Origin of the sequence: Streptomyces sp. CB02400, assembly GCF_001905725.1 — a bacterium.
GTDB classification, from domain to species: Bacteria; Actinomycetota; Actinomycetes; order Streptomycetales; family Streptomycetaceae; genus Streptomyces; species Streptomyces atrovirens.
In genome coordinates, this window is the sequence record NZ_LIWB01000001.1 from 333,985 (window position 1) to 355,836 (window position 21,852).

The following is a 21,852-nucleotide window of genomic DNA, read 5'->3' on the forward strand; positions in this document are numbered from 1 at the left end:
GGAGGTCGGTGGAGACAGCGTCGGGATTGGACGGGGTGGGGCGCGCGCCGGCCAGGGATCTGTTGTTCCGTCTGACCGAGGCGCTGTGCGGGCTGAGCTGCCTCGAGGACCAGGCGGGGCGCACGTACTTCGCCGGCATGCTGGCCGAAGAGCTCAACCAGCACGTGGACTTACGCGGCACCAAACTGCGCGAGGACGTCATCGCCCTGGTACGCGCGGCGTTGAGCGTCCCCGCGGGGGAGCGGGTGCTCGTCGACGTCGTGCGGGTCTTCGAGGGAGCCGCGGCAGCCGGCGTGTTCGAGGAACTGCTGGGCCCCGGTGAGGCGCACACCGACCCGTTGCCCGGCCCCCTCGACCACCAGGACCTGGACACCGCCTCCGCACTCCTGCGCACCGTGCAGGGCGTCCTTCCCGCCGGTGCGCTGCGCAACGTACTGGCGAGCGACCTGCACCTCGACCTGCCGCCCGGCCTCTCACCGGTCCAGCTCTTCACCTACGCGACGGAGCTGAACGTACAGCCGGACGGCCTGCCGCCCGCGGTCCTCCTGATCGAGCACGCCGCGGAGCTGACCTCGTCGCCGGACAGGCGCCTCGCCCTGTCCGCGTGGGCGAGCGGCTGGGCCCGGCGGGCCGGCCTGCTCACCGCGCTGGAACGCCGACGGACCGAGCGGGCCGGGACCACGGCGGACCCGACGATCCCGCGCTGCCTGGTCGTGGCCGTGGAGCCGGCCCGCGACGGCTCGGACGACGTCGTGGTGCGCCCGTGGCTGAACACCGTCCCGGGCCGCTGGCAGCCCCGGGCCGCGGAACCCGAGACGACGAGCCTCGACCGTCTCGGCCGGGCCGTCGAGCGTGTCCTGCGGCAGGTCGTACGCCTCTCGCCCACGCCGTACGCCCCGGTCTCCGAGATGTCGGGACAGACGCCGCCCTACGTCGAGTTCGTGCTCCCCTACGACCTGCTCAACCACGACATGGCGGGGCTGACCGTCAGATCGGTGGACGGCAGGCCCCAGCCCCTCGGACTGAGGTACGGCGTCCACCTGCGCAGCCTGGAACGGATGCGCACCGACGACCTGCTGGTCAGGGAACAGTGGCTGGAGCGGTGGGAGACCCTGCGCAACCGGGGGATCGGAGTCCACGGCTGGCGGACGTCGGACCGTACCGGACCGGACGTCTGGCAGGCCGCGCTGGCCTCGGAACCCAGCCGCACGGCCGCGGTGCTCGACGCCCCGGACGGGGGCGCGGCGACCGAGGCGGTGAAGGCGGCCATCGCCGAGGGCATCGGCCTCGCCGTCTGGGACCGCCGGGGCGAGTTCAGCGAGGAGCGCCGCGAAGTGGTGACCGCCGTGTTCTCCTCCGTCCCCACGCCGACACAGATCCCGGTCGCCATCCACCGGCTGCGGCGCACGGCCGGACTCGATGTGGCGGGGCCCCTGCTCCTGGGCCGGCACATCGCCTTCCTCTGGGACGACCCCCACCGGCTGGTCGACATCCAGACCGCCGCCGACTACGGCTTCGACGACCACGACAGCGAGGAGACCCGGTGATGAGCGGGCCGGACGCGACCGACGGCACCGACTGGCGTGTGTTCCGAGCGACGGGAGCGGTCCAGGGCGCGGCGCCGCCCCCGCTGCCGGACGCGCCCCCCTGGCGCAGGTTCCGCGGCGGACCGCCGCAGCCGCCACCGCCGGACGATCCCGAGGCCGCGCTGCGCCGTCTGGGCCCCGGCGACCACGTTCCACAGCTCGGCCCGGAGCAGATCGACACGGTCAACGCCGCCCTGCTGTTACGCCGTCCGCTGCTCATCACGGGCCCGCCCGGCATCGGCAAGTCCACGCTCGCGTACCTCCTCTCCCGGGAACTCGGGCTGGGCAGGGTCCTGCAGTGGAACATCGTCAGCCGTACGACCCTGCGCGACGGCCTGTACGCCTATGACGCCATCGGGCGGGCCCAGGCCATCGCCGCCTGGCAGGCCGTCGAACAGCGGACGCCGACCGACGGCGGGCAGCCCCCGGCCCTCGGCGACTTCGTCACCCTGGGGCCCCTGGGCACGGCACTGCTGCCCTACGAACGCCCCCGTGTCCTCCTGGCCGACGAGCTGGACAAGAGCGACATCGACCTGCCGAACGATCTCCTGCACGTACTGGAGAACGGCAGTTACGACATTCCCGAACTGGTCCGTGACGCCGCCGACTCGGCCCGGGTGCACACCGACGACCCCAGGCAGTCCGCGCTGGTTTCCGGGGGGCGGGTGGAGTGCCGCGAGTTCCCCGTCGTGCTGATCACCAGCAATGGCGAACGCGAGTTCCCGGCCGCCTTCCGCAGGCGCTGTCTGCCCCTGGAGATGCAGGCCCCCACACGGGAACAGCTCCTGGCCATCGTGTCGGGGCACCTGGGAAGCCTGCCGCCGGACGCGGAGGCCATGGTCGACGTGTTCCTCCAGCGGGTCCGGGCGGGCGGCACGCACTCGCTCGACCAGCTGCTGAACGCCGCCCGGCTGACCACCGTCGACGGCTTCCGCACCGACGGCGACGGCCGGAGACTCATCGAGACACTGCTGCGCGACCTGGCCAAGGGCCGCTGATGAACGGGTTCCCCAGGGAGCGTGCGCCCGGCACGGGGGCCGAGGGCGGAGCCCCCGCCGACCCGGATGTGACCGTCGTACCGCACTGGCAGGAGCTGGCCGACGCCGTGTGGCTGGCCGCGTACCGGGCGCGGGCGGGCGAGGGCACGGCGGCGTCCGGCGCCGAACCCGACGGGGAGCACGGGCCGACGCGGGACACGCCGCCGTCCGGTTCCCCCGCGACCGCTCCGGAGCGGCCCGAGGCGCCGGACGACGGGCCGGGCGCCGCCCCGACGGCGCTGCCCGTGCCCGATCCCGAAGGGACCGGCCGGATACGGCTCGGCCCGCCCGTACTGCCGGAGCCCGGCCGGCGGGCACCCGTCTCCGGCCGGCGCTCGGCGCGACTCGCGGTCGCCCTGCACCGGCTGGCGCGCCGCGTGCCCTCCCGCACCGCCGTGGAACTCGACGAGGAGGCCACGGCGGAGCGCGGCATCACCGACGGCCTGTGGCTGCCCTGGTTCCGGCCCGCGGACATCCGCGCGTTCGACCTGATCCTCCTCGTCGACGACGCCCCCACCATGGCCGTCTGGCACGAGGAGACGGCGAGTCTGGCCGCGGCCGCCGAACACAGCGGCGCCTTCCGGAGCGTACGGACCGTGGCTTTGACCCTCGCCCCCACCGGCCCTGTGTCGCTGCGCTGGAGCGGGGCGCGGACCCCGGCCCGCATCGGTGAACTCCTCGGCGGCAGGGGGGACCGCCTCTTCGTGGTCGTCACGGACGGCCTCGCCCACGGCTGGGCCGGCTCCGCGGCGGACACGCTGCTCGACCGGCTGGGGCGGGCCGGTCCCACGGCCCTGACGCACCTGCTGCCGCCCCACATGCGGCACCGTTCCTCGCTCCACCCCCATCCCGCGGTCCTGGAGGCCGGCGGCCTCGGCGCGGCCAACGACTGCCTCGCACTGCGTCCGCCGACCCAGGGCCCCGACCCGATGCGCCCCCTGCCGTCCGTGGGCGACGGCGTCGCACCCGTCCCGGTGCTGTCCCTGAAGTCCGGTTCGATCGCCGCCTGGGCCGACCTCGTCACGGGTGGGAGAGGTGTGCGCCGCGCCCTGCCGGCCGTCCTGCCGGGAACGCTCGTGATGGGCGTCCCGGCGCCGGGGCTGCGCACTGCGCGGTCACCGCGCGCCGCCGCGGCGGCGGTCCACCGCTTCCTCTCCCTGGCCACCCCGGTCGCCCGGCGCCTCGCCACCCGGCTGGCGGCCGTCCCGTTCGAGTTCGCCCTCGTCGAGCAGGTGCGCCGGCGGACCGTCCCGGAGGCCGGTCCGGAGCACCTGGCCGAGATCCTGATGGGCGGTCTGATCGACTGGGGCGACGACGGCAGGGCGCGGCCCGAGTTCGCCGAGGGAGCCCGTGAGGCCCTCCTCGCGACCACGACCCGCGGCCAGTTGGCCAGAACCGTCTCGATCCTCGGCGAGCTGCCGGCGGCGGGAGCGCACGGTGTGGCTCTGCGCGCGGCGCTGCGGGATCCGGCGGGGACGGGGCTGCCCGACGCGTCCGCCGGGGCGTGGCAGCAGTCCGAACTCGCCGTCATGAGGGCGCTGTCGGGGCCCTACGCCGAGCGGGCCCGCAGAATCGAGGCGGACCTCGGACCCACGGCCGGTCCCGCACGGCACCCGGCCGACGCGCCCCGTGATCAGGTGCCCGGCCGGGCATCACCCGCATACTCGGACTCAGTCGCTTCCCTCTCGTCCGGTGACCACTCGGAGGCATGGCCTGGCATGAACACGACCTCGTCGGGCGGACCCGCCCTCCTGGTGAACGTCCCTTTGCGCAACGCGTCGTTCGTGGGCCGTACGGCGCTGCTGCGGGCGGTCGACGAACAACTCGGGGCGCAGGACACCGCGGCCGTGCTCCCGCACGCCCTGCACGGGCTGGGCGGCGTCGGCAAGTCCCAGCTGGTCCTCGAGTACATCTACCGGCATCAGCACGACTACAAGGTGATCTGCTGGATCCCCGCCGAGCGGGAGACGCTCATCCTGGCCGCGCTCACCTCCCTCGCGACCGCACTGGGAGTGACACCGACGGGCCAGGACGGCGCGGGCTCCCCGGCGGCGGGCACGGCCGTGCCGGCGGCCCTGGAGGCATTGCGCACCGGAGTGCCGCACGACGACTGGCTCCTCGTCTTCGACAACGCCGAGGACGTCGACGCGGTGCGCCGGTACTTCCCCGCCAACGGCCCCGGGAAGGTCATCGTCACCTCCCGCAACCGTGCCTGGGAACGGGTCGCCACCCCGCTGCCGGTGAACGTCTTCGAGCGCGAGGAGTCCGTGGAGCTGCTGCAGAAACGCTCCCCGGACCTGTCCGCGGAGGACGCCGACCGGCTGGCCGACGCTCTCGGCGACCTGCCGCTCGCGGTGGAACAGGCGGGCGCCTGGCACGCGGTCACCGGGATGCTCGTCGACGAGTACCTCGACCTGCTCGCCCAGCGCAGCCCGGAGATCCTCGAACTCGAACCGGCGCCCGACTACCCCGTCTCCGTCGCCGCGGCCTGGGACATCTCACTGGAGCGGATCCAGGAGAACAACCCGGGAGCCCGCCAACTCCTCGACATCTGCGCCAGCATGGCCCCCGAGCCCATTCCCCGCTCCATGCTGCGCGGCAGCCGCGGCATCAACATCACGCCCGAGGTCGACCCCTTGCTGCGCCAGTCGATCAAGATGAGCCGTGCCGTCCGCGACCTCAACCAGTTCTCCCTGATCAGGGTGGACCCCCGGTCCGACACCCTGCAGATGCACCGCATGCTGCAGACCGTGCTGCTCGCCAAGCTGGGCCCCGAGCAGCGGGACCGCATGCGCGACGCCGCCCACCAACTGCTGTCGGCGGCCAAGCCGGGCCACCACGCCTCGTCCGCGGAATGGCGCAGCTACCAGAACCTGCTGCCCCACCTGGTCGCCTCCCAGGCGGTGACCAGCACGGACACCTACGTGCGCGAACTCGTCCGGGACACCGTGCTGTTCCTCTACTACTGGGGCGACCAGGTGGGCGCCGCCGAACTCGGCCGGCAGGCATGGAGCGCCTGGCTGGCCGCGTCGGGCGAGGAGGACATCGACGTCATCCGCATGGCGAAGACCTTCGCGTTCCTCCTGCGTCAGATCGGCGAGGTCGCGGAGTCCATCCCGATCACGGAGAGGGCCCTGGAGGTCTCCCGCCGCGCCCAGGTCGACGACGAGGACCTGATCGACTCGCTCTGCCAGACGGCCGACGTCCGCCGTTACCAGGGCAGGTTCACGGAGGCCAGGGAGCTCGGTCAGGAGGCCACCGAGCTGGCCCGCTCCCAGTTCGGGCCGGAGGACCCGATCACCCTGCAGGCCACCCACAGCCTGACCGTCGACCTCCGGCTGTGCGGGCAGTTCGACGCGGCGCTGCCGCTGGACAGCGAGAACGCCCGGCTGCGGGAGCTCATGTTCGGACCCACCAGCTACCTCACCCTCAACAGCCTCAACGGGCTCTCCATCGACATGGGGGAGAGCGGTGACTACCCCGGCGCCAGGATTTTCCAGGAGGACGTCTTCCACCGTGCTCGCCTCGAGCTCGGCGAGGACAACCCGCTGACCCTGCGCATCGCCCGCAACCTGGCCGTCTGCCGCCGTCGCGACGGGGCCCTCGACGACGCCCTGGTGCTCACGGAGGACACCCGGCGGCGTCTGGTGAACCGGTTCGGTCCCGGGCACGCCGACTCACTGTCGACGGCCGTCAACCTCTCGGTCGACCAGCGTCTCGCCGGTGACCTCGAGCGATCCCGCGGACTGGGCGAGGAGACCGCACGGCGCTATGCGGCGCTGCTCGGGGAGAACCACGCGTACACGCTGCTCACCAAGGCGAACCTGGCCGCCACCCTGCGCGCGCTCGGGGACCTCGACACGGCGCGGGAACTGGAGGACGACGCGGCCCGCCGCATGGCCGGCACGCTCGGGCCCCGGCACGTGATGACGCTGACCGTCGCGATCGGGCAGGCCAACACGGCGTACGCGCGGCTGGACTTCGACCTGGCACACCGGATGGACAGGACCAATCTGGCGCTCCTCGCCGAGGTCGCCGGCGCGGAACATCCGCTGACCCTGTCCTGCACCGCGAATCTCGCCCTCGACCTGCGCGGCCTGGGCCGCGGACCGGAGGCGGACGTAACGCAGCGCAAGGCGGTGGAGGGTTTCACCCGCGTGGTCGGCGCGGACCATCCCTGGCTCGTCGCGGCACGTCTGCACCGCCGCATCGAGTGCGACCTGGCACCCATGCCGCTGTAGTGACGAGCGGGCAGCAACTCATCGGAATCCCGCACGAGTTCGGCGCCCCGCGTCGTGGGACGTGATTGAGTGGCATGATCGTGCGATCCCGGCGCGGGTGGGAACGGCCATGATGGAATGGAGGCACGGGGGCATCAGGCGTCACCGTGCGAGGAGGGGACACACCGTGGATCAGCCACCCACTCTGCACCATGCGGCGGCGTCCGCCCATGAGCGGTCAGCCGTCACGGACACCCGTGGGTGGGAGTCGGACCTGGTGGACCTCACGGCACTCCCTCTGACAGCCGTGGAAGGCTTGGCACCGCTCCACTCCGACACACGCCTGCTGACCGAGGTCCTGCGGTCCCGCGGCAGCATCCGGGGCGGCGGCGAGCCCGCCCGGGCCGAGTAACAGCGCCGGCCGTACCCGGGTCCCCGCACACCCGTTCCCCCGACCGGAGGTCCCGGTGATGACCAGCGAGCAGCCCAGCACGCTCCGCATGCCCGCGCCCCTCTTCGCGGAACTCGCCGCGGGCGGCCACTCCGACCGGGCCGTCGCCTTCCTCGAACAGGGCGAGCGCGCACGCCGGTTGCTGCTGCTGCGGACCCTGCTGAAGCAGCTCTGGGACCTGCCCACGCCGCTGAGCCCCGTCGCGGAGGCCTGGCGGGTCTTCAAGGAGGCGGCCGAGCGGGCGCCCGAGCCGGTCGAGCGGTTGCTGCTCGCCCCGACGACCGGCGCCTGGATCGCGCACATGCTGCGCAGGGTGCACGGCACCGCGACCGGGCCGCGGTTGTGGGTGGAGGCGGCCAGGCTGAACACCCTCGCGGTGGTCGCCTCGCTGCACGCCGGTACGGAGACGGCCCTGCGCGTCCCGCTGGACGACGGCGCGCTGCACCTGCCGGGCCTGGGACTGGCCCGCCTCCCGGACGGCGCGGCCGGCCTGTCGGCGGGCAGGGCGAGCACCCGTGCCGGAGAGCTGACCCTGACCGGCCCGGGACGCGACGGCCGGCGGGCGAGCCTGACCTGCCGCCCCGCGCCCGTCCCGGTGGGTGAGGCACCGCCCGTCGACGACACCCGCTGGCTCCCCCTCCGTACCCTCACGGTCGGCCCCGTCGCCGTACCCCTGGAGGACCTGGACCCCTACCGCGACCTCGACGACCCGGTGCCGCCCGCCCGGCTGGACGCCGACGAGGCCGTGGCCTGGCAGCGGCTGTTCGACGAGGCCGTCGCGATCCTCGCGGCCGGGAAGGGGACGGGCCCCGGGCGGCTCGACCCCGCCGTGATCCGGGCCGTCGTACCGTGGGCCCGCACCGGCCTGCTGCCCCCGCCGCCGCCCGACGTCCGCGTGTCGGCGTCCAGCGGTGACTCCTACGGCGCGATGGTCGTCGCCCGCCCCTCCTCGCCGCTCGCCCTGGCCGAGGCGCTGGTCCACGAGTTCCAGCACAGCAAGCTCGCCGCGCTCTTCCACCTCTTCCCGCTGCTGCGCGACGACCGCGCGGAGCGCTACTACGCCCCGTGGCGCCCCGACCCGCGCCACCTCACCGGTCTGCTGCACGGCGCCTACGCCTTCACCGGCGTCGCCGGGTTCTGGCGGGACCGGCTGTCCGACCCGGAGCACGCCGAGACGGCCGCCTACCACTTCGCACTGCGCCGGACGCAGAGCAGGCTCGTCGTGCGCACCCTCCTCACCAGCGGATGCCTCACCGAGACCGGGCACGCCCTGGTCACCGGTCTCGCCCGGAGCCTGGACACCTGGCTGCGCGAGCCCGTGCCCCAAGCCGCCCTGACCCGCGCCCGCACCGCCGCCGCCCTGCACCGCACCGAGTGGCGCCTGCGCAACGTCGCCCCGACCGCACCGCCCGAGCGGCCGGGCGATCCCCTCCGCTTCCGCCCCGACCGCGCCCCCTGGCCCGACGTCCGCACCCACGCCTTCGCCCTCCCGCCCACCGACCCCCGTACCCCCGACGAACACCTCGCCGCCGGTGACGCCGCCGCCGCGCTCGTCGGGTACGACGACGACCTGGCCCGCGATCCCGGTGACCCGCACCTCCTCGCCGGGTGGATCGTCGCCCGGGCCGGGCTGGAGCGCGGGCCCGGAGCACGGCGGCTGCTGGCCCGGCCCGAGTCGATCACCCGGGGACAGGGGTGAACACGCGCCCGGACGGTCAGGATGAAAGGCATGACCTACCACGTCGACTCCGAGGCCGGGCGGCTGCGCCGCGTCATCCTGCACCGGCCCGATCTCGAGCTCAAAAGGCTCACCCCCAGCAACAAGGACGCCCTGCTCTTCGACGACGTGCTCTGGGTGCGCCGGGCGCGCGCCGAGCACGACGGGTTCGCCGACGTCCTGCGCGACCGGGGCGTCACCGTCCACCTCTTCGGTGACCTGCTCTCGGAGACGCTGGACCTCCCGGCGGCCCGCGCGCTCGTCCTGGACCGCGTCTTCGACGAGAAGGAGTACGGCCCGCTGGCCACCGACCACCTGCGGGCCGCGTTCGAGACGCTCCCGGCGCCCGAGCTCGCCGAGGTGCTGATCGGCGGGATGACCAAGCGGGAGTTCCTGGACGCCCACCCGGAGCCGACCTCCGTGCGCTTCCACGCCATGGAGCTCGACGACTTCCTGCTCGGCCCGCTGCCCAACCACCTCTTCACCCGCGACACCTCCGCCTGGATCTACGACGGTGTCGCCATCAACGCGATGCGGTGGCCGGCCCGGCAGCGCGAGACCGTGCACTTCGAGGCGATCTACCGGCACCACCCGCTGTTCCGCGCGGAGCCCTTCCACGTGTGGTCCGAGGGGCAGGCCGACTACCCGTCCACCATCGAGGGCGGGGACGTACTGGTCATCGGCGACGGCGCGGTGCTGATCGGGATGAGCGAGCGGACCACCCCGCAGGCGGTGGAGATGCTCGCGCACAAGCTGTTCGCGGCCGGCTCCGCCGAGACCATCGTCGCGCTCGACATGCCGAAGCGGCGCGCCTTCATGCACCTCGACACCGTGATGACGATGGTCGACGGCGACACCTTCACCCAGTACGCGGGCCTCGGCATGCTCCGCTCGTACACCATCGAGCCGGGCGCGGGGGACAAGGAGCTGAAGGTCACCGACCATCCGCCGGAGCACATGCACCGCGCGATCGCCGCCGCGCTGGGGCTCAGCGAGATCCGGGTGCTGACCGCCACCCAGGACGTGCACGCCGCCGAGCGCGAGCAGTGGGACGACGGCTGCAACGTCCTGGCCGTCGAACCGGGCGTCGTCGTCGCCTACGAGCGGAACGCCACCACCAACACGCACCTGCGCAAGCAGGGCATCGAGGTGATAGAGATCCCCGGCAGCGAGCTGGGCCGGGGCAGGGGCGGGCCGCGCTGCATGAGCTGTCCCGTCCAGCGGGACGCGGTGTGAGGAAGCCGCGCGAAGGAACTGTATAGAAATACAAAACTTCGTATAGACTTCCAGGCGTTCGTGTCCCCCATCCCTGGAGCGCCCCATGGCGACTGTCCCGACCGCCCTCGCCGGCCGCCACTTCCTCAAGGAGCTGGACTTCACCGCGCCGGAGTTCCTCGGCCTGCTGGAGCTGGCCGCCGAACTGAAGGCCGCCAAGCGGGCCGGGACCGAGCACCGGTACCTGCGGGGCAGGAACATCGCGCTGATCTTCGAGAAGACCTCGACGCGTACGCGCTGCGCGTTCGAGGTCGCGGCCGCCGACCAGGGCGCCTCGACGACGTACCTCGACCCGTCCGGCTCGCAGATCGGCCACAAGGAGTCCGTGAAGGACACCGCGCGGGTGCTGGGCCGGATGTTCGACGGGATCGAGTACCGGGGGGACAGCCAGGCCAAGGTGGAGGAGCTCGCGGCGTACGCGGGGGTGCCCGTCTACAACGGGCTCACCGACGACTGGCACCCCACCCAGATGCTCGCCGACGTGCTCACGATGACCGAGCACAGCGCCAAGCCGCTCACCGACATCGCCTTCGCCTACCTCGGCGACGCCCGCTTCAACATGGGCAACTCCTACCTCGTGACCGCGGCCCTGCTGGGCATGGACGTCCGTGTCGTCGCCCCGAAGGCATACTGGCCCGCCCAGGAGATCGTCGACCGGGCGCGGGAGCTGGCCGTGTCGAGCGGGGCGCGTATCGCGCTCACCGAGGACGTCGCCGAGGGCGTCGCGGGCGCCGATTTCGTCGCCACGGACGTCTGGGTCTCCATGGGGGAGCCCAAGGGCGTCTGGGACGAGCGGATCAAGGCCCTCGCCCCGTACGCGGTGACCATGGACGTCCTGCGCGCCACCGGCAACCCGGACGTCGGGTTCCTGCACTGCCTGCCCGCCTTCCACGACCTCGGCACCAAGGTCGGCCAGGACATCTTCGAGACCCACGGCCTCACCTCCCTGGAGGTGACCGACGAGGTGTTCGAGTCGGCGCACTCGGTGGTCTTCGACGAGGCGGAGAACCGTATGCACACGATCAAGGCCGTCCTGGTCGCGACCCTCGCCTGAGCTCCCGCGTCCCGCTCAGACCGGGCGCCGCTGGCCCGGCAGCCGGAACCACACCGCCTTGCCGGACTCGGTGGGGCGGTGCCCGCAGGACGAGCTGAGGGTGCGGATCAGCAGCAGTCCCCGCCCGTGCTCCTGCCAGGGGTCGGGCATGCCGAGGGGCGTCGGGCGGGTGAGATCGCCGGGCGGCTCCGGGTCGGCGTCGTGCACCTCGACCTGGCAGCCGGTCGGCAGCAGCCGCACCACCAGCTCTATCGGCGTGCTCCCCGAGGTGTGCTCCACGGCGTTCGCCACCAGCTCCGCCGTCAGCAGCTCCGCCGTGTCGCAGTCGGCGGAGTGCTCCCGCTCGGCCAGCGCCGTACGGACCAGCGCACGGGCCACGGGCACCGCCGCGGTGGTGTGCGGCAGCGCGACGCGCCAGGAGGTGGAGGCGGTGGGAGGTTCGTGCACAGCGAGTCCGTTCATGGAGCGGGTGCTCCTGCTTTCAGCCCTCCATGGTACGGCGCACCCTGTACGGCCCTTCGAGGGGGCGGGTCCCGCCGCGCGCATGACGGCGCCCGAACAGCGTATCGCGTGCACGTGACGGCAGTCACCGACGGGTGATAACTTCATGGGGCAGAACTCACTGAGCAGCGCAGTGCCCGCCCTAGGAGGCCGCCCTCATGAGTCCCTTCACCGGTTCCGCCGCCCGCACCGCCCGCTGGGAGCATCTGCGCGTCGACGTCGCCGACGGCGTCGCCACCGTCACCCTCGCCCGCCCCGACAAGCTCAACGCGCTCACCTTCGGCGCCTACGCCGACCTGCGCGACCTGCTCGCCGAACTGTCCCGGGAGCGGGCCGTACGCGCCCTGGTGCTGGCCGGCGAGGGGCGCGGCTTCTGCTCCGGCGGCGACGTCGACGAGATCATCGGCGCCACCCTCTCGATGGACACCGCCCAGCTCCTCGACTTCAACCGGATGACCGGCCAGGTGGTGCGGGCGGTACGGGAGTGCCCGTTCCCCGTGATCGCCGCGGTGCACGGAGTGGCGGCGGGCGCCGGCGCGGTCCTCGCCCTGGCCGCCGACTTCAGGGTCGCCGACCCCAGCGCCCGCTTCGCCTTCCTCTTCACCCGGGTCGGCCTGTCGGGCGGCGACATGGGCGCGGCGTACCTGCTCCCGAGGGTCGTCGGCCTGGGCCACGCCACCCGGCTGCTGATGCTGGGCGAACCGGTACGCGCACCGGAGGCCGAACGCATCGGCCTGATCAGCGCACTGACGGACGAGGGCCACGCCGACGAGGCCGCCCAGACCCTGGCCCACCGCCTGGCCGACGGCCCCGCCCTGGCCCACGCCCAGACGAAGGCCCTCCTGACAGCCGAACTGGACATGCCCCTGTCGGCGTCGATCGAACTGGACGCCTCGACCCAGGCCCTCCTGATGAACGCCGAGGACTACGCGGAATTCCACGCGGCGTTCACGGAGAAGAGGCCCCCGAAGTGGCAGGGGAGGTAGCGAATGTTCTCGACTCAGGGGACTGCGACACCGCTGGGGGCGCGGGGCTGTTCTGAATTTGCGGCTACCGCCGCGTGGGCGCGACAAGCCACGACGGCGCCGCACCCGCCCAACGAGAAAAACCACCCCCTTCGGGTGGCGATCATCGGCGGAGGCCCGGGGGGCCTCTACACCGCCGTGCTGCTCAAGCGCCTCGCCCCCGACCGCCAGATCACCGTGTGGGAGCGCAACGCTCCCGAAGACACCTTCGGCTTCGGCGTCGTCCTCTCCGACGAGACCCTCGGCGGCATCGAACACGCCGACCCGGAGGTCTACGGAGCCCTCCAGCAAGCCTTCGTCCACTGGGACGACATCGACATCGTCCACCGGAACACCCTCCAAACCTCCGGAGGACACCGCTTCGCGGCCCTGGAAAGGCACCGCCTCCTGGAGATCCTGCACGACCGCTGCCACTCCCTCGGAGTCGATCTGCGCTTCCGGACCGAGGCCCCCGCCCCCGCCCGGCTGGCGGAGACGTACGACCTGGTCGTGGCCGCCGACGGAGTCCACAGCACCACCCGCGAGACCTTCGCGGACGTGTTCCGTCCCCACATCACCGAGCACCGCTGCCGCTACATCTGGCTGGCCGCCGACTTCCCCTTCGACGCCTTCCGCTTCGAGATCGCCGAGACCGAGCACGGCGTGATGCAGCTGCACGGCTACCCCTACTCGGCGGACGCCTCCACCGTGATCGTCGAGATGCGCGAGGAGGTCTGGCACGCCGCCGGATTCAACGAAATGGACGGGACGGAGTCCGTCGAACGCTGCGCCAAGATCTTCTCCGCCGCGCTCGGCGGACGCCCCCTGAAGTCCAACAACTCCACGTGGACCACCTTCCGCACGGTCGTCAACGACCGCTGGTCGCACGGCAACATCGTGCTCCTCGGCGACGCCGCCCACACCGCGCACTTCTCCATCGGCTCCGGCACCAAGCTCGCCGTCGAGGACGCGCTGGCACTCGCCGCGTGTCTGGACGAACAGCCCGACCTGGAAACCGCGTTGACCGCGTACGAGGCGGAACGCCGACCGGTCGTCGCCTCCACCCAGCGCGCCGCCCGCGCCAGCCTGGAGTGGTTCGAGAACCTGCCCCTCCACCTCGCCCAGCCACCCCGCCAGTTCGCCTTCAACCTGCTCACCCGCAGCCGCCGCGTCACCCACGACAACCTGCGGCTGCGCGACGCCCGCTTCACCGGGTCCGTGGAGCGCGAGTTCGGCTGCCCGCCCGGTACGCCCCCGATGTTCACCCCGTTCCGGATGCGCGGACTGACCCTGCGCAACCGGGTCGTCGTCTCGCCCATGGACATGTACTCGGCGGTCGACGGCGTCCCCGGCGACTTCCACCTCGTGCACCTCGGCGCCCGCGCGCTGGGCGGGGCCGGACTGGTGATGACGGAGATGGTGTGCGTCAGCCCCGAGGGGCGCATCACGCCCGGCTGTGCGGGCCTCTACACCGGCAGGCAGACCGAGGCCTGGCGGCGGATCACCGACTTCGTCCACGATCGGGCACCCGGTACCGCGATCGGCGTGCAGCTCGGCCACAGCGGCCGCAAGGGCTCGACCAAACTGATGTGGGAGGGCATGGACGAGCCGCTCGACGACGGCAACTGGCCCCTCGTCGCCGCCTCGCCCCTGCCGTACCGGCCGGACAGCCAGGTCCCCCGCGAACTGTCCCGGGCCCAGCTCACCGACATGAGGGAACAGTTCACGGCCGCCGCCGTGCGGGCCGCGCGGGCCGGTTTCGACCTGCTGGAACTGCACTGCGCCCACGGCTACCTGCTCTCCGGCTTCCTCTCCCCGCTCACCAACCACCGCACCGACGCCTACGGCGGCTCACCGGAGAAACGGCTCCGCTTCCCGCTGGAGGTGTTCGACGCGGTGCGCGCGGTGTGGCCCGGGGACCGGCCGATGACCGTCCGGATCTCCGCCACCGACTGGGCGGAGGGCGGCACCACGGCCGACGACGCGGTCGCGATCGCCCGCGCCTTCGCCGCGCACGGCGCCGACGCGATCGACGTGTCGACCGGGCAGGTCGTGGCCGACGAGACACCGGAGTTCGGGCGCTCGTACCAGACCCCGTTCGCCGACCGGATACGGCACGAGGCGGGCGTCCCGGTGATCGCGGTCGGCGCGATCTCCTCCTGGGACGACGTCAACTCCCTGATCCTGGCCGGGCGTACGGACCTGTGCGCCCTGGCCCGCCCCCACCTCTACGACCCCCACTGGACGCTCCACGCGGCGGCCGAGCAGGGTTACGAGGGGCCGGGCGCGGTCTGGCCGGCACCGTACCGGGCGGGCAGCAGGCGGCCCCGGACCGGCCGTACGGACGCACCCAAACCCCGTCTCGGCCTCGGGAGTTGACCTCGGACGTCGCGAGCCCCGCCCGCCGGGCCAGCCCGTGCTCCGCCAGCATCGCGTGGACCGCGTCGGCCGACTCCCACGGGGTCTGCGACTGGGTGCGCAGGACCAGCGCCGGGTCGGTGGGCGGCTCGTACGGATCGTCGACGCCGGTGAGCCCGGTCAGCATGCCGGCGGCCTGACGGGCGTACAGGCCCTTGACGTCCCGTGCGGCGCAGACCTCCACCGGAGTGGCGACGTACACCTCGAAGTACGGTGTCGCGCTCGCCGCGTGCCGGGCGCGCACCGCGTCGCGGCTCTCGGCGTACGGGGCGATGACGGGGACGAGGCAGACCACGCCGTTGCGGGCCAGCACCTCGGCGACCAGGCCGACGCGCCGCACGTTCGCGCACCGGTCGGCCCGGGAGAAGCCGAGGCCCGCGGTGAGGAAGCGGCGTATCTCGTCGCCGTCGAGGACCTCCACCCTGCGCCCGTCCGCCCGCAGCCGGTCACGGAGCAGTCCGGCGACGGTGGTCTTGCCCGCACTCGGCAGCCCGGTGAGCCAGACGGTGGCCCCCTGGGGCCTCGCCGTGGTGGTCATGCGCAACCGTCCTCTCTTCCCCCGTCCGCCCTACGACGCGATGAAGGCTAGGCGAGGAATGTGAGAGGACGGGATGAACGAGCTGAGGGTTGGCTGAGCGGGGCCGGGCCGCTACACGCCCACGAACACCGCCCCCGCGTCCCGCAGCCGCTCGTGCAGGGAGCGGAAGACGGCCGCCGAGCGGGTGCCCGGCCAGTCGGCGGGGAGCAGGGCGGCGGGCAGGCCGGGGTCGGTGTAGGGGAGGTGGCGCCAGGAGTCCAGGGCGAGGAGGTAGTCGCGGTAGGCCTCCTCGGGCGGGGTGTCCGTGCGCCGCTCCCACGCGTGCAGCACCCGCGCGTGCCGGTCCAGGAACGCCTCGTGCTGCTCGGCGATCCCGGCCAGGTCCCACCAGCGGGCCACGGCCGCCGCGGTGGGCGCGAAGCCCAGGTGCTCGCCGCGGAAGAAGTCGACGTAGTTGTCGAGGCGCAGGCGCTCCAGGGTGTGCCTGGTCTCCTCGTACAACCGCGCGGGGGCGATCCACACGCCGGGGGCCGCCGTGCCGAAGCCGAGTCCGGACAGCCGGGAGCGCAGGACGTGCCGCTTCTGCCGTTCGGACTCCGGTACGGAGAACACGGCGAGCACCCAGCCCTCGTCCTCCGGCGGATCGGTGGCGTACACGCGGCGGTCGCCGTCGTCGAGCAACTGACGTGCCTCGGGCGAGAGTTCGTATCCGGCCGCGCCCTGTGCGGTACGCGCCGGGAGGAGCAGGCCGCGCCGTTTGAGCCGGGACACCGAGGAGCGGACGGACGGGGCGTCCACGCCGACCGCGGCCAGCAGCCGGATCAGCTCGGCGACGGGCACCGGGCCCGGCACGGAGCGGCCGTACGCGCCGTAGAGCGTGACGATGAGGGATCTCGGAGCGTGGGGGGCTTGCTGGTCGGACACGTTGATCATCTTAAGTCGTACACGGATGGCGGGGTTCCCCGGCATCACGCACGCTCGTCCCCCGTCCCGGTGGGAGCACCGGTGGGAGCGCGCAGCCGGAACCGCTGGAGCTTGCCGGTGGCCGTGCGGGGCAGGGCGTCCATGAACACGATCTCCCGCGGGCACTTGTACGGAGCGAGTTCGGACTTCACGAAGGCGCGCAGCGCCTCGGCGTCGCGTTCCGCGCCCTCCTCGACGACCGTGTACGCCACCACGACCTGGCCGCGTGCCTCGTCCGGCCGCCCGACCACCGCCGCCTCCACGACGTCCGGGTGGCGCAGCAGGGCGTCCTCGACCTCGGGGCCCGCGATGTTGTACCCGGCCGAGATGATCATGTCGTCGGCGCGGGCGACATACCGGAAGTAGCCGTCGGGGTCGCGGACATAGGTGTCGCCGGTGATGTTCCAGCCGCCGCGCACGTACTCCCGCTGGCGCGGGTCGGCGAGGTAGCGGCAGCCGACGGGGCCGCGCACCGCGAGCAGTCCCGGCCGGCCGTCGGGCACGGGCGTGCCGTCGGCGTCCTGCACGCGCGCCTGCCAGCCGGGGACCGGAACTCCCGTCGTTCCGGGGCGGATCGCCTCGTCGGCGGCGGAGACGAAGATGTGCAGCAGTTCGGTGGCGCCGATGCCGTTGATGATCCGCAGCCCGGTGCGCTCGTGCCAGGCCCGCCAGGTGGCGGCGGGCAGGTTCTCGCCCGCCGAGACGCAGCGGCGCAGCGACGAGACGTCGTGGCCGTCGAGTCCGGCGAGCATCGCGCGGTAGGCGGTGGGCGCGGTGAACAGCACCGACACCCTGTGCTCGGCGATCGCGGGCAACAGCTGGTCGGGGCGGGCCTGTTCGAGGAGCAGCGCGCTCGCCCCGGCCCGCAGCGGGAACACCACCAGGCCGCCGAGGCCGAAGGTGAAGCCCAGCGGGGGACTGCCGGCGAACACGTCGTCCGCGACCGGCTTCAGCACGTGCCGGGAGAAGGTGTCCGCGATCGCCAGCACGTCCCGGTGGACGTGCATGCAGCCCTTGGGACGTCCGGTGGTGCCGGAGGTGAAGGCGATCAGCGCCACGTCGTCGGCCGCGGTCGGCACGGCCTCGTACGGCGTCGTGGGCGCCGGGCGGTTCAGCAGGTCGCCGGGGGAGTCGCCGCCGTAGGTGGTGAGGGAGAGGTCCGGGATCTCGGCCTTGGCGAGGTCGTCGACGGCCCTGATGTCGCACAGGGCGTGGTGGACCTCGGCGATCTCGCAGACGGTGCTCAGCTCGTGCGGGCGCTGCTGGGCCAGCACGGTGACGGCGATCGCGCCCGCCTTCAGCACCGCCAGCCAGCAGGCGGCCAGCCACGGTGTGGTGGGGCCGCGCAGCAGCACCCGGTTGCCGGGGACGATCCCGAGGTCGCCGGTGAGGAGGTGCGCGAGCCGGTCCACGCGGGCGCGCAGTTCGCCGTACGTCCAGGTCGCGCCGTCGGGGGTGCGGAACGCCGGGCGGGCGTCGGGCGGGCCGTGCAGCAGCTCGGCGGCGCAGTTCAGCCGGTCGGGGTAGTGCAGCTCCGGCAGGTCGAAGCGGAGCTCGGGCCACTGGTCGGGTGGCGGGAGGTGGTCGCGGGCGAAGGTGTCGACGTGCGCGGTGGCCCGTGGGTTCATGGCGGTTCGCCCCCTTGGCGTGGTGGGCTCGCATCAGGAGCGTATCGCGTTGGTGACGGCAGTCAACGGTCCGCGATAACCTCGGGAGTGGCCCAGCGGCGAGGGAAGGGACCGGCGATGACCGCATTCTCGCTCGAACCGGCGCAACTCGCCTGGTGCGCGGAGCTGCGCACCCTGGCCGCGGAACGCCTGCGGCCACTCGCCGAGAAGGGTGAACCCGGCCGGGTCAACCGCCCCCTCCTCGCCGAACTCGGCACCCTCGGTCTGCTGTCCCGCCTGTTCACCTCCGGTGCCCTCGAGCTGTGCCTGATGCGCGAGTCCCTGGCCCACGCCTGCACCGAGGCGGAGACCGCCCTGGCCCTCCAGGGCCTCGGCGCCCACCCCGTCCACACCCACGGCACCCCCGCCCAGCGCGCCCGCTGGCTCCCCCGAGTGGCCGACGGTACCGCGGTGGCGGCCTTCGCCCTGACCGAGCCGGACGCGGGCTCGGACGCGGCGGCCCTGTCCCTCACGGCGGAGCCGTACGGCAGGGCCGCCCCGACGGCGGCACCCCGGCGGGCCGCACCGCCGGACGAGCCGCCGGACGCATCGCGGCGCGGCGAGCGCGGCGGGGTTCCGGATGCCCGGCCGGCCGGACCGGCCGCGCCCCCGGATGTGTCGGCGCGAGGCCGCTCGGTGCCGGGCGAGCGTGATGGTGTGCGTGAGGGCCGAGTGGGTGCTGGGCCGCGGGACGAGGATCCCGGTGCGGCGGCGTGGCACGGGCGCGCCGGTGCGCGGGGTGTTCCGATGGGGACCGAGGAGACGGCCGCGCCGGTGTCGGGTGCGCGCGACGGCCGGGCGGGCGTCCACGCGCGGGCGACCGGGCCGGTGCCGGCGGGGGACGGACCGGCGGGGGAAGCTGCCGTATCCGATCCGCCGTCGTCCCTGGCCGCCGAGCCCGACGGTTCCTCCGGCTGGCGGCTCACCGGGGAGAAGTGCTGGATCTCCAACGCCCCCGAGGCCGACTTCTACACCGTCTTCGCCCGTACCACCCCCGGTGCCGGCGCGCGTGGCGTGACCGCCTTCCTGGTGCCCGCCGGCCGGCCCGGACTCACCGGGGCCGCCCTCGACATGCTCTCCCCGCACCCCATCGGCGCCCTCCGCTTCGATGCCGTACCAGTCACCGCTGACGATGTGCTCGGCGAGGTCGACCGGGGGTTCCGGGTCGCCATGGACACCCTCAACCTGTTCCGTCCCAGTGTCGGCGCCTTCGCGGTCGGCATGGCCCAGGCCGCCCTGGACGCGACCCTCGCCCACACCGCCCGGCGGGACGCGTTCGGCGGCAAGCTGAAGGACCTCCAGTCCGTCGCCCACCAGGTCGCCGAGATGGCGCTGCGCACGGAGTCCGCCCGGCTCATGGTGTACGCGGCGGCGACGGCGTACGACGAGGGCGCCGACGGCGTCCCCCGGCGCGCCGCGATGGCGAAGCTGCTGGCCACCGAGACCGCGCAGTACGTCGTCGACCGGGCCGTCCAGCTGCACGGGGCCCGCGCCCTGCAACGCGGGCACCTGCTCGAACACCTCTACCGCGAGGTCCGCGCACCCCGCGTCTACGAAGGAGCGAGCGAAGTGCAACGGGGCATCATCGCCAAGGAGTTGTACAGGAACCTGGAGGACCGGTGACCGCCGAGCGCGTCAACCCGCCCGAGCTCTCCCCGCCGGCCGGCTTCTCGCACGCCGTCGTCGCCACCGGCTCCCGGCTGGTGTTCCTGGCCGGCCAGACCGCCCTCGACGCCGACGGCAAGGTGGTCGGCGACACCCTGCCCGAACAGTTCACGCGGGCCCTCACCAACCTCCTCACCGCCCTGCGCGCGGCCGGCGGCACCCCCGCCGACCTGGCCCGCGTCACCGTCTACGCCACCGACGTGGCCGCGTACCGCGCCCACGCCCGCGAACTCGGCCGTATCTGGCGGGAGCTGGCCGGCCGGGACTACCCGGCGATGGCGGTCGTCGGGGTGGTCCGTCTGTGGGACGAACAGGCCCTGGTGGAACTCGACGGCTTCGCCCTGCTGCCCTGAGAGGGGCGGACCGGCCCAGGCGGCGACCGGCTCAGGCGGCGACCGCGAGCCGGTCGGCGGGGAACCCGGTGCGGGGCGACCACCCGGCCGTCGGGGAGCAGCTCGCCTCGGACGTGAAGCGGACCGTGGGGCTGATGGACGGTCTGCAGGACAGGGGGACTTTCGTGTCCCATGATTTCTGCGCTCTGTGAGTGGCGGTTTCGTCGTCGAGGGATGGGCGGCGACCCGGTTCCTGACGAGCGAGCCCTCGTGTTCGGCTTCCAGGATGCGCGCGAGGAGGTTGTCGCGGATCTCGACGAACCGCGGACGTTCTGTCGCGTGAATGACCAGGACGGGACAACGGGCACAGGCTTGTCCGAACTGCACCGACTGGCTGACCGGTTGGGCGGATCGCAGTCGAGTCACTGAAAACAGTGGGCAGAGGTCTTGGTACTTGGCAGCATCCGAGCGTGTCGGGCTGTGGCACGGCCACGGTCATCGAGGTCGCGCCACGGCGTACCCGAGCCCACTTCACGGGTGTCCAGGTGCGAGAGCACCGGGCACCCCATGGCCGTCCTTGCTCATCGGAGCTCAGGCAGTGGTCCGGAGTTCTTCGGACAGCAGCCCTCTTCGAGCCGGAAGAGGTACTTCCGGAGGTCCGCGCCGAGCCCTTCAGTGATGTAGGCGGCAAAGTCCCTCAGCCCCTCCGCGGCTTCCCGCTCGTCCGGCCTGTCGCTGGACGACCATCCGGGCAGGAGGGACTCCAGGTACTCGATGACCCGCCCACGGTCGCGCCACCAGTCCCGAACAGCCTCGGGTGTCCATTCTGGGTTCGGTGAGCCGACCTGGCGCAGGAAGCATGTGCACGAGGGCTTCCGCGTCATCGGCGCCGACCGCGTTCCGGAGTCCCATCCGGACGGTTCGCCGAAAAGGACTGGGGCGGGAAGACCAGCACCGTGCTCGCCCGCACCTGCCGTCTGATCCGGTTCGAGAAGCTCACCATCACGCCCATGACCGCCTCCGCGAGAGGAACCGACGAGCAGCCGGGCAGAGACGTCCGGCAGAAGGCGGGGCCGAACCGTGCGATCCTGGCCCGGGGCTGGGGTCTGCCGCGCCGCCGCACCGGTGAGAAGGCCACAGGACGTACCCGCTTTCTACACGTCGCTGCGGTGCAGTGCCTGCGGCTGGATCGAGAAGGACTCGCGCAAGAGCCAAGCCGAGTTCTTCTGCGTGTCCTGCGGCTTCACCTGCAACGCCGACGAGAACGCGGCAGTCAACGTCGCGGCAGGACAGGGCGGGATCCCCCGCCCCCGGCGCACAGCCGGTGCCGGAGGGGTGACAGCGGCCACCAACCGCTCGAGCACCCGTGAACCCCAACCCACCCGGGTCGCAATCCCCCTCCCTTGAGGAGGGGGAGGATGTCA

Annotated in this window: 14 protein-coding genes and 2 pseudogenes; 12 read left to right on the plus strand and 4 right to left on the minus strand. The window is 73.0% G+C overall.

Going from position 1 to position 21,852, the window contains the following annotated elements:
- Positions 1-62 precede the first annotated feature (62 nt).
- The 6 genes from AMK33_RS01350 to argF all read left to right on the plus strand — a co-directional run bounded on the left by AMK33_RS01350 (position 63) and on the right by argF (position 11,340).
- Positions 63-1,547 (plus strand): VMAP-C domain-containing protein, encoded by a 1,485-nt coding sequence (locus AMK33_RS01350; protein WP_079194700.1) that lies wholly within the window; start codon positions 63-65, stop codon positions 1,545-1,547.
- Entirely contained in the window at positions 1,547-2,584 is a 1,038-nt protein-coding gene (locus AMK33_RS01355) for an AAA family ATPase (protein WP_073930804.1), read from the plus strand. The genes AMK33_RS01350 and AMK33_RS01355 overlap by 1 nt, the downstream gene beginning before the upstream one ends.
- Positions 2,584-6,864 carry an FxSxx-COOH system tetratricopeptide repeat protein gene (gene fxsT / locus AMK33_RS01360; protein WP_073930805.1) on the plus strand — a complete coding sequence of 1,427 codons (4,281 nt, stop codon included), beginning with the start codon at positions 2,584-2,586 and terminating at the stop codon, positions 6,862-6,864. The genes AMK33_RS01355 and fxsT overlap by 1 nt, the downstream gene beginning before the upstream one ends.
- A 449-nt stretch (positions 6,865-7,313) precedes the next feature.
- Entirely contained in the window at positions 7,314-8,993 is a 1,680-nt protein-coding gene (locus AMK33_RS01370; RefSeq protein ID WP_073930807.1) for an HEXXH motif domain-containing protein, read from the plus strand.
- A gap of 30 nt (positions 8,994-9,023) precedes the next feature.
- Entirely contained in the window at positions 9,024-10,247 is a 1,224-nt protein-coding gene (locus AMK33_RS01375; RefSeq protein ID WP_073930808.1) for an arginine deiminase, read from the plus strand.
- 85 nt (positions 10,248-10,332) lie between these two features.
- Complete coding sequence (argF, locus tag AMK33_RS01380) at positions 10,333-11,340, plus strand: ornithine carbamoyltransferase (RefSeq protein WP_073930809.1); 1,008 nt, start codon at positions 10,333-10,335, stop codon at positions 11,338-11,340.
- A 15-nt stretch (positions 11,341-11,355) separates the two neighbouring features.
- Here argF and AMK33_RS01385 read toward each other — a convergent pair whose 3' ends face one another.
- Positions 11,356-11,802, minus strand: a complete 447-nt coding sequence (locus AMK33_RS01385) for an ATP-binding protein (RefSeq protein WP_073930810.1) — start codon at positions 11,800-11,802, stop codon at positions 11,356-11,358.
- A 197-nt stretch (positions 11,803-11,999) separates the two neighbouring features.
- Between AMK33_RS01385 and AMK33_RS01390 the strand changes: the two genes are divergently transcribed.
- Complete coding sequence (locus AMK33_RS01390; RefSeq protein WP_073930811.1) at positions 12,000-12,827, plus strand: enoyl-CoA hydratase family protein; 828 nt, start codon at positions 12,000-12,002, stop codon at positions 12,825-12,827.
- 3 nt (positions 12,828-12,830) lie between these two features.
- A complete protein-coding gene (locus tag AMK33_RS01395) occupies positions 12,831-15,224 on the plus strand; it encodes a bifunctional salicylyl-CoA 5-hydroxylase/oxidoreductase (protein WP_073930812.1) in 2,394 nt (797 codons plus the stop codon).
- 31 nt (positions 15,225-15,255) lie between these two features.
- Here AMK33_RS01395 and cysC read toward each other — a convergent pair.
- From cysC to AMK33_RS01410, 3 genes and pseudogenes are all read right to left on the minus strand, one after another.
- Positions 15,256-15,801: pseudogene (cysC, locus tag AMK33_RS01400) on the minus strand (adenylyl-sulfate kinase); the annotation flags it as partial.
- A 111-nt stretch (positions 15,802-15,912) separates the two neighbouring features.
- Positions 15,913-16,734 (minus strand): PaaX family transcriptional regulator, encoded by an 822-nt coding sequence (locus AMK33_RS01405; RefSeq protein WP_073930813.1) that lies wholly within the window; start codon positions 16,732-16,734, stop codon positions 15,913-15,915.
- Positions 16,735-16,769: 35 nt separating this feature from the next.
- Positions 16,770-18,392 (minus strand): AMP-binding protein, encoded by a 1,623-nt coding sequence (locus AMK33_RS01410; protein WP_073930814.1) that lies wholly within the window; start codon positions 18,390-18,392, stop codon positions 16,770-16,772.
- Positions 18,393-18,509: 117 nt separating this feature from the next.
- Here AMK33_RS01410 and AMK33_RS45120 point away from each other — a divergent pair.
- From AMK33_RS45120 to AMK33_RS43505, 4 genes and pseudogenes are all read left to right on the plus strand, one after another.
- Positions 18,510-18,776 (plus strand): annotated as a pseudogene (locus AMK33_RS45120) (acyl-CoA dehydrogenase); the annotation flags it as partial.
- A 66-nt stretch (positions 18,777-18,842) separates the two neighbouring features.
- The gene (locus AMK33_RS43500; RefSeq protein WP_443030903.1) at positions 18,843-20,054 is read left to right on the plus strand and encodes an acyl-CoA dehydrogenase family protein; all 1,212 of its coding nucleotides are present in this window, start codon (positions 18,843-18,845) and stop codon (positions 20,052-20,054) included.
- Positions 20,051-20,449, plus strand: coding sequence for a RidA family protein (locus AMK33_RS01425; RefSeq protein WP_073930815.1), 399 nt, complete (start codon positions 20,051-20,053; stop codon positions 20,447-20,449). The genes AMK33_RS43500 and AMK33_RS01425 overlap by 4 nt, the downstream gene beginning before the upstream one ends.
- 1,104 nt (positions 20,450-21,553) lie before the next feature.
- On the plus strand, positions 21,554-21,835 hold the full coding sequence (locus AMK33_RS43505) for a zinc ribbon domain-containing protein (RefSeq protein ID WP_073930817.1): 282 nt from the start codon (positions 21,554-21,556) through the stop codon (positions 21,833-21,835).
- Positions 21,836-21,852 lie beyond the last annotated feature (17 nt).